Origin of the sequence: Butyrivibrio sp. INlla18 (assembly GCF_900103635.1) — a bacterium.
In the GTDB taxonomy this organism is placed as follows: Bacteria; Bacillota; Clostridia; order Lachnospirales; family Lachnospiraceae; genus Butyrivibrio.
The window spans coordinates 64510-78435 of sequence record NZ_FMXK01000016.1; the positions used below are offsets into that span (position 1 = coordinate 64510).

The 13926-nt window shown below is 39.3% G+C and carries 10 protein-coding genes and 3 tRNA genes; 10 read left to right on the plus strand and 3 right to left on the minus strand.

All coding sequences use genetic code 11. The features are described 5' to 3' along the window. The first annotated feature begins 58 nt into the window (after window positions 1-58). Together BLS24_RS12070 and BLS24_RS12075 are read left to right on the plus strand one after the other, a co-directional pair. Window positions 59-1717 (plus strand): DUF5722 domain-containing protein, encoded by a 1659-nt coding sequence (locus BLS24_RS12070; RefSeq protein WP_091759454.1) that lies wholly within the window; start codon window positions 59-61, stop codon window positions 1715-1717. 77 nt (window positions 1718-1794) lie between these two features. Further along, window positions 1795-2871 (plus strand): AAA family ATPase, encoded by a 1077-nt coding sequence (locus BLS24_RS12075; protein ID WP_242872291.1) that lies wholly within the window; start codon window positions 1795-1797, stop codon window positions 2869-2871. Window positions 2872-2876: 5 nt separating this feature from the next. Here the strand turns inward: BLS24_RS12075 and BLS24_RS12080 are convergent. Next, window positions 2877-2950 (minus strand) — tRNA-Pro (locus BLS24_RS12080). A gap of 81 nt (window positions 2951-3031) precedes the next feature. On the opposite strand from BLS24_RS12080, the gene BLS24_RS12085 reads away from it, so the two are divergent. After that, window positions 3032-4093, plus strand: a complete 1062-nt coding sequence (locus BLS24_RS12085; protein ID WP_091759460.1) for a bifunctional glycosyltransferase family 2/GtrA family protein — start codon at window positions 3032-3034, stop codon at window positions 4091-4093. A 217-nt stretch (window positions 4094-4310) separates the two neighbouring features. Next, the gene (locus tag BLS24_RS12090) at window positions 4311-7796 is read left to right on the plus strand and encodes a sensor domain-containing diguanylate cyclase (RefSeq protein ID WP_176764433.1); all 3486 of its coding nucleotides are present in this window, start codon (window positions 4311-4313) and stop codon (window positions 7794-7796) included. A gap of 81 nt (window positions 7797-7877) precedes the next feature. Here the strand turns inward: BLS24_RS12090 and BLS24_RS12095 are convergent. Then, window positions 7878-7950: transfer RNA gene (locus BLS24_RS12095), tRNA-Gly, on the minus strand. A gap of 160 nt (window positions 7951-8110) precedes the next feature. On the opposite strand from BLS24_RS12095, the gene BLS24_RS12100 reads away from it, so the two are divergent. Genes BLS24_RS12100 through BLS24_RS12115 form a run of 4 tightly spaced genes read left to right on the plus strand, consistent with a single transcriptional unit; the run spans window position 8111 to window position 10741 of the window. Beyond that, complete coding sequence (locus BLS24_RS12100) at window positions 8111-8485, plus strand: GntR family transcriptional regulator (RefSeq protein WP_072705767.1); 375 nt, start codon at window positions 8111-8113, stop codon at window positions 8483-8485. A 2-nt stretch (window positions 8486-8487) separates the two neighbouring features. After that, window positions 8488-9396: an ATP-binding cassette domain-containing protein gene (locus tag BLS24_RS12105; RefSeq protein ID WP_091759465.1), complete on the plus strand. Its 909-nt coding sequence runs from the start codon at window positions 8488-8490 to the stop codon at window positions 9394-9396. A gap of 15 nt (window positions 9397-9411) precedes the next feature. Next, on the plus strand, window positions 9412-10071 hold the full coding sequence (locus BLS24_RS12110) for a hypothetical protein (protein ID WP_091759468.1): 660 nt from the start codon (window positions 9412-9414) through the stop codon (window positions 10069-10071). A gap of 1 nt (window position 10072) precedes the next feature. Beyond that, complete coding sequence (locus BLS24_RS12115) at window positions 10073-10741, plus strand: hypothetical protein (RefSeq protein WP_091759471.1); 669 nt, start codon at window positions 10073-10075, stop codon at window positions 10739-10741. 49 nt (window positions 10742-10790) lie between these two features. On the opposite strand, the gene BLS24_RS12120 is transcribed toward BLS24_RS12115, so the two are convergent. Next, the gene (locus BLS24_RS12120) at window positions 10791-12011 is read right to left on the minus strand and encodes a class I SAM-dependent rRNA methyltransferase (RefSeq protein ID WP_091759496.1); all 1221 of its coding nucleotides are present in this window, start codon (window positions 12009-12011) and stop codon (window positions 10791-10793) included. A 151-nt stretch (window positions 12012-12162) separates the two neighbouring features. Between BLS24_RS12120 and BLS24_RS12125 the strand changes: the two genes are divergently transcribed. Both BLS24_RS12125 and BLS24_RS12130 read left to right on the plus strand, forming a co-directional pair. Further along, window positions 12163-12235: transfer RNA gene (locus BLS24_RS12125), tRNA-Gly, on the plus strand. A 315-nt stretch (window positions 12236-12550) separates the two neighbouring features. Further along, window positions 12551-13537, plus strand: coding sequence for a virulence RhuM family protein (locus BLS24_RS12130; RefSeq protein ID WP_091759475.1), 987 nt, complete (start codon window positions 12551-12553; stop codon window positions 13535-13537). Window positions 13538-13926 lie beyond the last annotated feature (389 nt).

The following is a 13926-nucleotide window of genomic DNA, read 5'->3' on the forward strand; positions in this document are numbered from 1 at the left end:
AAAATGCGCTTAATTGGGTATATTATTGAGAGTAAGTCATATTTTATGGAGGGATGTTGTGAAAAGAAATATTAGACTTAAAAAGATTTTTATGGCGGCTTTGACAGCAGTTACAGTATTAACTGCAACAGGCAGCTATAGCATAGTAAATCATGGGGCAGGGGAAGTTGCTGAGGCAGCAGGCAGAGTTGTTAAGATCAATTCTTGTACTATCTCAGGTGACAACGTAGTAGTTAACGTATCAGCTAGCTCACTTCCATCATCAGACGATGGAAAGTATTACCTCTATGCTGATGAAGTATATCAGGACGGAACAGTAGGAAAGGTAGTTGCAACAACAGAAAGAGCTTCTAATGCAACATTTACATTCCCACTTAATCATTACACAGCTGAGTCAAACCTCAGCAAGAAGTTCCTTGTAGCAGTTAAGAGCGGTGGTTCAATGGTTCAGGTAAGTGATGAGCATTACATCACAAACCCAGAAGCAATCGCAACCAAGACAGTAGCTCGTAACGATCACGGTATGAAGGGTATCCTTCCTAACACTGCTGATGCAGCTACATTCAAGGATCTTGGAATTTCACAGATGGTTTACAACCTTTATATGGGTGATATCGTAGGACCATCATCAGATCCAGCACAGCCAACAACAGAGTTCACATATAACGGCGTAACATATCAGTTCAATACAGCAGCACTTGCACAGTATGACGGATTTGTTCGCTGGTGCTCACTCAATAATTTCCAGCTTACAATGACTGTTCTCAATAACAAGACAGCAGCTGGTGCAGACCTTATCCATCCTCTTTCAAGAGATGCTCATGTTTGCCCAGGTTACGCTATGAACACAGACGAGGATGCCGGCACACAGCACATCAAGGCTATTGCAGCATTCCTTGCTCAGAGATATTCAGGCGGAGCATACGGAACAGTTGATAACTGGGTAGTTGGTAACGAAGTAAATGCCAGAACAGAATGGTACTACATGAACTCAACAAACATCGAGCTCAACGTTAGTGAGTATGTTAAGGCATTCCGTATTTTCTACAACGAGATCAAGGCAGTTAATGCTAATGCTAGAATTTATACATCATTCGACCAGGAGTGGAACAGAAAGTCTAACCCAGGATGCTTCCTTTCAAAAGAGTATCTTGATAGATTCAACTACTACATGAACCGTGAAGGTAACGTAGATTGGTCACTTTCAGTTCACCCATACAATGCACCACTCTTTGATCCATATGCTTGGAAGCAGCAGTCACAGTATGTAAATACAACACTTGCAACGCCATATATCACAATGGAGAACATTTACATACTTACAGACTATATGTGCAGAGCAGAGATGCTTGGACCAAACGGTAATGTAAGAAACATCGCACTTTCAGAGATTGGCTACACATCAAGCTTTGGTGAGGATGCACAGGCAGCTTCAATCACATACGCTTATACAATGGCAGAGAACAATCCATACATCACAAGCTTCATCCTCTTTAGAGAGACAGATGATGCTCACGAGATGGAGAGCCATATCGCGCAGGGTCTCAAGAACCTCGATGGATCCAAGAAGATGTCATATGACTTCTACAAGTACCTTGGAACAGCACAGGCTGCTACATATAAGGCTAAGGCGTCAGAGATAATCGGACAGGACGTAAATGCACTTGTAACAAACAGAACATTCCTTTCAAGAGGCGGATGGTTCCTTAACGACTAATAAGGAAAGTATTACAAGGCGGTATTACCTTTATGGTTAAATGCCGCCTTTTATCATATTTACAATTTGGGGGTAATATGGATAGAGATTTTTTGGGGAGCATGTATAACGATTTTTTTGCTAGCACTCCCAAGACCACTGATGTGACCAAAAAAGAAAAGACAGATGATGCGGTAAAGAACGCTCAGGATGCCCTTGCAGAGGCAAAAGAGATATTGAAATCAAGCCCGGTTCCTGATAATGCTGTTAATGATGAGCCAGAGAAAGAAAAGGAGCCTGAGACAGACCCTATGGAGGATCTTGAGGGTCTCATTGGTCTTTCTACTATCAAGGCAGATGTAAAAGAGCTTGCATCTTTCGTAAAGGTACAGAAGGCAAGAAAAGAACAGGGACTTAAGTCAGTGCCTGTATCACTTCACCTTGTATTTACAGGTAATCCTGGAACTGGTAAGACGACAGTTGCCAGAATCATCGCAAGGATCTACAAGCAGATAGGAGTTCTTTCTAAGGGGCAACTTGTAGAAGTTGACAGATCAGGACTTGTAGCAGGCTATGTTGGTCAGACAGCCATCAAGACTCAGGAGCAGATCAAAAAAGCCATGGGTGGAGTCCTTTTTATCGATGAAGCCTATTCACTTGCTCAAAAAGACGATGCCTTTGGGCAGGAAGCTATTGATACGATCCTTAAGGCAATGGAAGATAACAGAGATGACTTTGTTGTTATCGTAGCAGGATACACAGGGCCTATGAAGAAATTTATAGACAGTAACCCAGGTCTTAAGTCCAGATTCAACAAGTACATTGAGTTTCCTGACTATGAACTTGATGACCTTGAAAAGATCTTTTATATGAACTGTGACAAGTATGATTACAAGGTTGATGAGGAGATCAAGCACCAGATCAGAGCTCTCATTACTGCAAAGAAATTAGAGAACATCGATAACTTTGCAAATGCCAGAGAAGTTCGTAATCTCTTTGAGACTATCATCACTAATCAGGCTAGAAGAGTAGCAACACTTGAGAATCCAACCAACGATGATATGATGACAATTCTTCTTGAGGACTTAACAGACAAAGATCCGGAAGAGGACAAGACTGAAGAGAAGACTGAGGAAACAGCTGAAGAAGTTACCTTAGAAGAAAAAGAACAATAAAAAAATCGGGGCAACAGGATTCGAACCTGCGACCTCTGCGTCCCGAACGCAGCGCTCTACCAAGCTGAGCCATGCCCCGAATAATGCATAAATGCACTATTTATTATAAGTTACGACTATGAAAAGTCAAGATAAGTAGTCGGTTAGCGGAAGGATATATATGACAAAAAGACCGACAGATGCGGCTATATTAATACCAAGTCTTAATCCGGACAACAAGATAATAGAGCTTGTAAAAAAGCTTAAAGAAGCCGGATTTAATACGATTGTATGCGTAGATGATGGCTCATCAGAGGAATACAGACATTTTTTTGATGAACTTCAAAATGAATACGGATGCGATGTGCAAAGGCACTGCGTGAACATGGGTAAGGGAAGAGGTATAAAGACAGGCCTTAACTATATTCGCAACACTTACCCTGAAGTTCCTGGTGTTATAACTGTAGATAGCGATGGACAGCACTCTACAGAAGATACACTAAAATGCGCTGAAGAGATGATCGCTCATCCTGATTCAGTAATATTTGGATGTCGCAGATTCAAGGAAGAGGGAGTGCCTCTTAGAAGCTTTCTTGGAAATACCATCACCAGATGGGTCATGAGACTTTTGTGTGGCATTAAGCTAAGCGATACGCAGACAGGACTTCGTGCTATTCCGCAGAACCTTATAACTACCTTTGTAAATGCAGAAGGTGAAAGATATGAGTATGAGATGCAGCAGATACTCCTGTGCAAAGAGCGTGGTATTCCTATCGTAGAAGTTCCAATCAAGACCATATATATTGATGAAAATAAGAGTTCACACTTTAATCCACTTAAGGATTCTATTAAGATCTATGCCCAGTTTGGAAAGTTTATCTTTTCGTCACTTTCCTCAGCATTTATCGACATAGCTCTTTTCACACTTATGGTCAAGCTCATTAAGGGAAGCTTTGGTGGAAGCGATATCTATATCTCGGTTGCAACTATTACAGCCAGGATCATATCAGCTATCTGGAACTTTGGTATGAACAAAAAGGTTGTATTTAAGTCCAAGGCAGAGCTTCATAGAAGTGGCTTTAAGTACGCAACACTTGCTGTTTGCCAGGTGCTTATGAGTGCTTTCCTTGTTACAATGTTCCATAGACTTACTGGTGGAAATGATACAGTGATCAAGATAATAGTGGATACGATGTTGTTCTTTATCAGCTATCAGATTCAGAGAGAAATAGTATTTAAATAATTTTTTTATAAGATCAGAAAACGGATGCTCCGATAGGGCATCCGTTTTTTTTGTTCAATTGTAGCTTCTTTGTTGGCTTCAGAGCTATAGCAGAAGTACAAAAGATATTATATTTTTTTAATAATTCCAAAATTGAATGGTCTACGGTAATACGATAACATTTTATTACAAAGCAGTATGAATGGGATGAATATATGTTTCTATGGCAGAGGTGATCATGACCCGATATCAGTATAGTGATGTGGAAAGAAACTTAATAGAGAACAGTCTGATTCCATTTGGTGTTTTTCAGCGAGTAGGTTCTAAAACGGTGGCAATTGCAATTACTAGGGGATTATGCGAACTTTTTGGCTTTATTGATATGCAAGAGGCTTATGCGGTATTTGACAAGGACGTGCATACCGGATGTCATCCTGATGATCTGGAGAGGATGACAGATATGTACAGGCGTCTGATGATAGAAAAAGAAGTCAAGACCATGTACAGGAAGAATGTAGGTGGAAGGTATATGGTATTCAGATTCCATGCAGTCCTGATCCATAAAGAAGAGGGTGTGGATCTGATAAATGCGTGGTTTGCTAATGAAGGGCCATATATTGAAAGTGACAGCAGTGACACATATACAGACGTTATTTCCAAAGCAGTTCATGAGAGATCGCAGCTGTATTATTTTAACCATGACTTTCTTACAGGACTCCCCAACATGAGCTATTTCTTCGAGCTGGCTGCACATGGTAGTAAGGAAATGCAAAGAGAGGGAGATCAGCCATGTATGTTGTATTTTGATCTCTGCGGAATGAAAGGCTTTAATCAGAAATATAGCTTTGCCGAAGGTGACAAGCTCCTGACAGAATGTGGAAGAATGCTTGCAAAGAATTTTGGGCGTCATAATTGTGGTAGGTTTGCAGGGGATCATTTTTGTGCATATACCAGCGTAACGGGACTGGAAAAGAAATTAGAGAATCTCCTGAATGATGTAAAAGAACTGAATGAAGGCAGGAGCCTTCCTATGAGGATAGGAGTATATATACCTTTCAAAGATAAAGTTATTCCAAGTATAGCCTGCGATAGAGCCAAAATGGCCTGCGATGCAGTTAGAAACATTTATTATTCCTGTATCAGTTATTTTGATGAAAAGATGCTTAAAGCATCAGAAGAAAAAGAATATATCGTTACGCATCTTGATAAAGCATTAGAAAAAGGCTGGATAAAGGTTTTTTACCAGCCTATGATCCGTGCTGCTAATGGAAAAGTAAGCGATGAAGAAGCCCTCGCAAGGTGGGATGACCCAAAACATGGCATGATCTTGCCATCAGTTTTTGTTCCGATCCTTGAGGACGCCAGACTGATCTATAAACTTGATCTATATGTAGCCAAAAAGGTAATAGAGAAGGTTAAGATGCAGAAAGAGCAAGGAATCTTTATTGGGCAACAGTCGATCAATATTTCGAGGACAGATTTTTACATATGCGATATAGTAGATGAACTGACGAAGCTGGTAGATGAAGCAAAAATACCAAGAGAGATTCTGACAATAGAGATAACTGAAAGTGCTGTAGGAATCGATATTGACTATATGAAGACGCAGGTAGAGCGTTTTCATGAACTTGGTTACAAAGTGTGGATGGACGATTATGGAAGCGGCTATTCTTCACCAGAACTGCTTCAGGAGATACACTTTGATACTATCAAGCTTGATATGCAATTCATGAAAAGATTTAACGACAGCGACGCCAGTAAGATCATCATGACGGAGCTGATCAAGATGGCCTGTGCCCTGGGAATTGAAACAGTGGCAGAAGGCGTAGAGACAGTAGAGCAGGTGGAATTCTTAAAAGAAGTGGGATGTACTAAACTTCAGGGCTATCATTACAGTGAACCGCTGTCCATAGAAAGGCTCTTTGAGCGATTTGCTAAAGGAATGAAGATTGGATTTGAGAATCCAAAGGAGTCAGATTATTACTCAACAATTGGAAAGATAAGTCTATATGACTTACACATGTCTGCAGAAGGAGATGAGGAATTACTAACTAACTATTTTGACACCTTGCCAATGGCTATCGTTGAGATCAATGAAAAGAGCTTTTGGATTGTAAGGTCGAACAAGCCATATAAACAATATTTTGAAAAGACATTTGAGGGATATGATATAGGTGGCGTTGCAGATATTGAGATAATGCGTAAGAGAAGAGGAGCAGCCTTCTGTAATGCACTAGTGCAGTGTGCAAAAGACGGAAAAAGGATCATCATAGATGAAAGATCGGCGTCTGGCGCCATCATGCATATTTTGATCAGAAGGGTCGCAATTAATCCTGTTACGGGAGTAAAGGCATTAATAGTGGCCATTTTGGGAATCAGTGAAGATACAGGTGTAGAGGCACTTACTTATTCTTATGTAGCCCAGGCTCTTTCATCTGACTATATCAATCTGTTTTATGTAGATTTGGACACAGAGAAATACATTGAATATGGTTCCGGAGATGTTTACGACGATCTTGCTATAGAACGGCACGGAAATGGCTTTTTTGAGAATGCTAGGGAAATGGCTGGGCTAGAGATTTACGAAGAAGACAGGGATTATTTTATTGAAGCATTGACCAAGGAGAATGTCGAAAAAGCGTTGAACACCGGAGGCGTTTTCACAATGTCATATCGTATAAATAGGGGTGAAGAGCCTATTTATGTACATATGAAGATCGTAAGAATAAAAATGAAGGGCAATAGCATCATAGTTGGTATTAGCAATATCAATGCTCAGATGAAAGAGAGACAGAAGATTGAAAGGATAGAAGAGGAAAACCGTTCATATTCAAGACTGGTGGCCTTATCTGAAAACTATATCACAATCTTTGTTGTGGATCTGGAAAATGATCATTACATAAAAGTTAATGGAAAAAAGGCGGATAACAAAAAAGATGAAGAAGTACCAGAAGGAGAGGATTTCTTTAATTATTTTCTCTCTTCCAGAAGAGGATATGTAACACTGGGAGATATGGAGTATGTTAATAGTCAGTTCAATAAAGATAATATTGTAAAAAGGATTGTGAAAGATGGAGTATTTACTCTAAAATATAGGTTTGTTTATGAAGGGGAAATAAAGTATGCACTTCTCAAGGCTGTGTTTGTGGAAGAGAAAGGCGAAAAGAAGCTGATAGTAGGCATTACTGATGATACAGATGCAACAATACAAAGACAACAAACAGAGCAGATGATACTTAAAGCCCGTAATGAAGCCAATGTAGATGCGTTGACCGGAGTAAAGAACAAAAATGCATATCTAAATACAGAAAAGCAGATCAATGCAATGATCAAAGACAAAAGGGCTCCGGAATTTGCTCTGATCGTGCTTGATATAAATGGTCTAAAAGAAGTAAATGATAATCTCGGACATCAGGAAGGTGATAAGTACATAAAAAGAGGCTGTGATATTATATGTAAGGTATTCAGGAATTGCCCGGTATATAGAGTGGGAGGAGATGAGTTCATCGTAATTTCGCAAGGAAGAAGTTACCATAACATTGAAAAGATAATGCAGGTATGGGAAAGAACAAATGGAGAAAACAGGCAGAAAGATGACGTGGTAATAGCTGCAGGAATGGCCCGGTACAATGGCGAAAAGGATGTAGCAAGGGTTTTCGAAAAAGCAGATGCGCTTATGTACGAAAACAAGAAGAAGCTGAAAGAAAAAGAGAAGTGCTCGTGATGGGGGCGTAAATGGACCACTAACCCCGTCCCCTTGGTCCACACACGAAAAAAGGACATCCAACCGGATGTCCTTTTTTAGAGCGATAGACGGGGCTCGAACCCGCGGTCTCGACCTTGGCAAGGTCGCGCGTTACCAACTACGCCACTATCGCATATATGTAAAGTCGCTTGCGCGACAGCAATAGTTATATTATACCAATCAAAAAAATATGTCAACATAAAAATAAAATTTTTTTATACTGTTGACATAAGACTGTTATGGGTGTATATATAACACATAAACAGTTGCAACAATACATAAGGGGAAAAGAGATGAAGATATCACAGAATTCAGGAATTCCTATATATCAGCAGATTGCTGACAGCTTCAGAACAGACATCCTCGAAGGAAGATATTCGCAAGGCGAGTACTTACCTTCTATAAGAGGCCTGGCTAAGGAGCTAAAGATAAGTGTTATCACAACCATAAAGGCATATGAACAGCTTGAAGCTGAGGGCATGGTAACAGCAGTTCAGGGCAAAGGCTACTTCGTAAATGCTCAGGACGGCGAGATGCTCAAAGAACAGCACAGACGTAAAGTTGAGGATGCACTTTTGGAAGCTATCAAATATGCAAAGATAGCTGGAATGAGCGATGAAGAATTATTCGAAACGCTCAAGACATTACAGAATTTTGAGGAGGAATGATCATGAATACAAACGCAGTTGTGTCTTGTATGAACATAGAAAAAAGATATAAGAACTTTGAACTTAAGGTAGACAGCCTTGATTTCCCAAAGGGCTTTGCTACTGCTCTTATCGGAGAAAATGGTGCTGGTAAGACTACTCTTTTAGAGCTTATTGCTGGTCTTCGCCTTGAACATGAGGGCGACATCAGTTACTTCGACAAATATACTGAGAGCGACAGAGAGACTGATCCTACTGTTAAGAACAGCATCGGCTACACAGGAACCAGCAACTACTTCGTTCCTAATTGGAGCCTCAAGCAGGTAAAAGAAGCTCAGGACATGCTTTTCGATGACTTCGATGGCAACAAATATGATCAGATTCTTAATGAACTTGCTATTTCTGATCCATCAAAAGATAAGAATAAGAAAGTCAGTTCTTTATCAGATGGTAATAAGATCAAGCTCATGCTTGCCGGAGTTTTTGCAAGAAAAACAGATCTTTTACTTATGGATGAGCCTGCATCTCCACTTGATCCTCTTATGAGAGACAAGCTCTGCAGCATGATAAGAGAATATCTTGAAGAGGGAGAGGGCGAGAAATCCGTTATCTTCTCAACTCACAACATTGCAGACATGGAGAATGTCACAGATTACGCTGTTATCGTAGAAAATGGTTCTATCGTTGAACAGGGATTTGTTGAGGAGTTAAAAGAAAAGTACACATACGTTAAGGGTGATAAAGCAGATGAAGAAGCTGCTAAGCCTTTCTTTTACGATATGACATCAAGCAGCTTTGGATTTGAAGGTCTTTGTCTTTCAGAAAATCTTGATAAGCTGGCTGGTCTTGATCTCATAACAGAAACACCTACGTTGTCACAGCTTGCAGTTGGAATAATGAGAGCCAACACCAAGCTTACAGCAATCAAATAATAGGAGATATGATCAATGAAGGAATTATACAGAAAACATTGTCTCTTTCATGGAGACATTTACAATATCGTGATGTTCATTGTCGTTCCGATAGTCGTAGTTCTTTTACACATTTGGATGCAGTCCCTCATCGACGTATTGAATGTTTCTAATCTTGCAGTACTCCTGATGTTTGTAGGAATGTATGCTGATTACTATTCATTCAATGGCCTGACAGCCAAGGACTATCCATTAGGAATTTTCAAAAATTCAATAAAAGGTAGAGATGCTATCAAATGGGCTCTAGTTGCAGATCAGGTAAGGAGATTTATTCAAATAACATTTATCTATATTGTCTGCAATGTTATCACTATGAATATGAAACCAATAACATTTACTTCCAGCGATTGGCTTCTGACATTAGTATGTATTCTCTATGTATATGCTTCAACAACCACTATTATCATTATCGGCAGGAACATAACAACATTTGCCGCGTATACAGGACTATCAGGAATACTAATGTCTATATCTGGTGTGATTGTGAGCCTTGCTCTTTTTTTAAGATATTGCCATGGCGAAGCTGATCCAATGAACTGGCTTCCAGTAGTATTGGTACTTGCGATCATTAGTACCGGATTCATGCTCAAATATACACTTTATCGATATGACAAAAGCTTTGTGGAGGAAAAATGACATGGTAAACGATTATAAAAACGCTTTTAAGCTCATGACGCTTAGCCCCAAGTTTAAGATGCAGGTTATCTTAGCCAGCATATTTTTTGTACTTGGAATCTTTTTAGATATTGCCTCAACAGGCACAACAGTAACGGGCGGCGTATATATCTTTATACCTGCAATATCAATGATGGAGCTATTTTATGGAGCGAACGAATCTGGCCTTATCAAGTCTTCACCCATCAGGAAAAAGACTCTGACCTATTATCCATTTTTGGTCACTGTCCCATATTCATTCATAGCATACACATTACTGGCATTCTATCACGCGTATCTTTCACGCATTGATAGTCCTATGTCAGTAGTAGATGAATATGCCATGCAGGTAAAATACATCTATGCTCTTGGTTTACTTGTTCTTTTACTTCTTGTATATTCAGCAGCGTGCTATAAAGGATTTGTTTTATCTACAATAATCTTTATTATTATTGTGATCCCGCTTATTGGCTGCTCTCAATCCAAATATCTCTTTTTGGACTTTTTTGGAGCTCAGGACATCAATGTAGCTATTGGAATCGGATACCTACTGGTATTACTGGGATTAGTTCTTTCAATGACTATAACAAGACTATTTTACTTTAGAGATATAGACAGACTCTCCATGAGAGGAATTATGAAAAATGCATAAGTCATAAATAGCTAAACCTCAGATGTTACCATCTGAGGTTTTAATATTTTTACATCTCGTCGCAAACCTGATAGATCACGAACTTAAGGTAATATGACGCAGCACCGCCAACGAGGATTGGATGGTCTGCCGCCTGCTGCCTGAACTCAACCTGCTTGAGTCTCTTATGAGCATCTCTTGCAGCATCCTGAATAGTCTTAAGGAACAGCTCTTCATCCATAAAATGTGAACATGAACATGTAGCAAGATATCCGCCGTCCTTAACAAGCTTCATGCCACGCATATTGATCTCTTTGTATCCAGTAGTGGCCTTCTTGATAGAAGCTCTGGACTTTGTAAATGCTGGAGGATCAAGAATAACAACATCAAATTTCTCTCCCTTTTTCTCAAGGTCAGGAAGAAGCTCAAATACATCAGCGCACTGAAAGGTTGCTACATTCTCAAGGCCGTTAAGTCTAGCATTTTCTTCTGCCTGCTTGCAACCAAGGTCAGATGCATCAACGCCAAGAACTGACTTAGCTCCTGCTGCCGCGCAGTTAAGTGCAAATGAGCCAGTATGTGTGAAGCAGTCCAGAACTTTTTTGCCCTTACAAAAAGAAGCTATGGCCTTTCTATTATTCTTTTGATCAAGGAAGAATCCTGTCTTCTGGCCATTCTCTACATCTACATAATACTTAACACCATTCTCGGTGATGATAACCTTTGTATCGAATGGCTCTCCAATAAAGCCTTTTACTCTCTCAAGTCCTTCAAGCTCTCTTACCTTTGCATCACTTCTCTCATACACACCGCGAATCTTGACGCCATCTTCAAGGAGAACCTTTTTGCAAAGGTCAATGATAAGCTCTTTCATCCTGTCTGTTCCAAGTGCAAGGGACTCGATTACCAGAACATCTGAGAACTTATCAATAGTAATTCCAGGAAGGAAATCAGCTTCTCCAAAGATAAGTCTGCAGGAGAGCTTCTGAATTGGCTCGTTTGTAGCCATAACAGCTTTTCTGTACTCCCAAGCATCACGGATTCTTTTCTCAATAAGCTCCTTAGTTACAGGGTGATCCTTTTTTCGAGACATCATTCTGATTCTGATCTTGGATACAGTATTGATGAAGCCATATCCCATGAAATAGCCGTCGAAGTCATGAAGCTCGATGATATCTCCATTTTCAAAAGTGCCTTCGACTCTTTCTATCTCATTATCATAAACCCAAAGGCCGCCTGCCTTGAGTTCTCTTCCTTGTCCTCTTTTTAGAAATGCTTTTGCATCAGAAATCTTTATATCCAAATCTATATCCTCTCAAAATTTATACGCAATAAATTATCAACGCATGATAATATACCACATTTTTGTAAATACATGTTGACAATATACTAAATTTATTCTAAAATCAATTCGTTGTCACAGTTGTGACGGCCACATAAATGCGATAGTGGCGTAGTTGGTAACGCGCGACCTTGCCAAGGTCGAGACCGCGGGTTCGAGCCCCGTCTATCGCTCTTTGAAACCCCAGATGTTTTCTGGGGTTTTTGTTGTTTATGCCTCAAAAAAAGTGGTCTGGAAGTGGTCTTTTTTAATAATCTCCTTCTGATTCGTTAAGTTTTTTAATGTGTGTTAGGTTTTGACGGTCTGAATTGTATTATAAGATAGAAGGCCTTCTAAAAGATATCAGAAAGTGAACAAGAGCTACGAAAATTTATCATAGCCAGTTGACGAACATTTGTTCTTGGTGTAGAATAGTCCTAACAGAACCCGACACGCCTCTCAATATGATGCGGACCACGTCGGGTCATTTTGTATAAGGATGTATCACTATGGACAACAGGTCAGAAATAATCATTTATAATACTGAAGATGGAAAATGCAAAATAGATGTCAGATTAGAAGATGACAATGTATGGCTTACTCAAGAACAAATGGCTGAGCTGTTTCAAAAGGCAAAGTCTACTATAAATGAACATGTTAATAACATATATTCAGAAGGCGAACTAAATATAGATTCTACTATGAGAAAATTCGGAAATTCCGAATTTTCTACAAAGCCTACAAATTTTTATAATCTTGACATGATAATATCGGTAGGCTATCGAGTTAAATCGCAAAGAGGCATACAATTTAGAATATGGGCCAGTACTATTCTAAAAGAATACTTAAAAAAAGGTTTTGTTATGGATGACGAACGCCTTAAAAATCTAGGTGGTGGTGGATATTTTAAGGAACTTCTTGAAAGAATCCGTGACATTCGTGCATCTGAAAAAGTTTTTTACAGGCAAGTTTTAGAAATATATGCAACAAGTATTGATTATGACCCTAAGGTTGAAGAATCCATTCTATTTTTCAAAAAGGTTCAAAATAAGATTCATTACGCAGTTTCAGGCGAAACTGCTGCAGAAGTCATTTACAATAGAGCTGATGCCGAAAAGGAGTTTATGGGATTAACTACCTTTGTTGGTAATCAGCCCACTTTAAATGAAGCAAAGACAGCCAAGAATTATCTGTCTGAAAAAGAATTAAGAGCAATGGGACAGATTGTCTCCGGATACTTAGATTTTGCAGAGCGGCAGGCAGAAAGAGAAATTCCCATGACAATGTCAGACTGGGCAAAGCATTTAGATGGAATACTAACATCAACTGGCGAGCAACTACTAATTGGTAACGGAAGTGTTTCACACTCACAAGCTATGAAAAAAGCTGAAAACGAATATAAAAAATACAAGGAAAGAACTCTCAGTGATGTGGAACAAGACTATCTTGATAGTATTGAAGAATTGAATTCCAATTATAACAAAAAGTGGTCTTAAAGTGGTCTTTTTTAATTAATTGCGATAAAGAGCCCGGCATCCTTGGTGATGTGGAATTCATGACTTACCTTTTTCATAATATAATTCTTAAATTCTGCATACTATTCGATACTGATGAAGTTGCATACAAAAAGTGGCTTCCAAAAGAATGAGTGCTTGAGATGCTAAAAAATAATGAAACCAATGACGGAGTCTCTATGTCGCGCTTATTGTATGCATTTCAGTTTTATAAATAACTCTTTGTTTTACGAATTTTAATGTCTGTTGGTTATATCACCTTCATTCGTATGATATAACCTGCGCTCCCGCGAAATTATACCAAGGCTCTGGTATAAAGCGTTAACAGTTACTACCGCAAATCCTTGATATTACTGGCTTTGCGAGCACAA

What these genes read in the sequence shown, in the direction of transcription:
- BLS24_RS12075 (WP_242872291.1), top strand. Translation starts at nt 1,795, where the DNA reads ATGGATAGAGATTTTTTGGGGAGCATGTATAACGATTTTTTTGCTAGC.
- BLS24_RS12085 (WP_091759460.1), top strand. Translation starts at nt 3,032, where the DNA reads ATGACAAAAAGACCGACAGATGCGGCTATATTAATACCAAGTCTTAAT.
- BLS24_RS12090 (WP_176764433.1), top strand. Translation starts at nt 4,311, where the DNA reads ATGACCCGATATCAGTATAGTGATGTGGAAAGAAACTTAATAGAGAAC.
- BLS24_RS12100 (WP_072705767.1), top strand. Translation starts at nt 8,111, where the DNA reads ATGAAGATATCACAGAATTCAGGAATTCCTATATATCAGCAGATTGCT.
- BLS24_RS12105 (WP_091759465.1), top strand. Translation starts at nt 8,488, where the DNA reads ATGAATACAAACGCAGTTGTGTCTTGTATGAACATAGAAAAAAGATAT.
- BLS24_RS12110 (WP_091759468.1), top strand. Translation starts at nt 9,412, where the DNA reads ATGAAGGAATTATACAGAAAACATTGTCTCTTTCATGGAGACATTTAC.
- BLS24_RS12115 (WP_091759471.1), top strand. Translation starts at nt 10,073, where the DNA reads ATGGTAAACGATTATAAAAACGCTTTTAAGCTCATGACGCTTAGCCCC.
- BLS24_RS12130 (WP_091759475.1), top strand. Translation starts at nt 12,551, where the DNA reads ATGGACAACAGGTCAGAAATAATCATTTATAATACTGAAGATGGAAAA.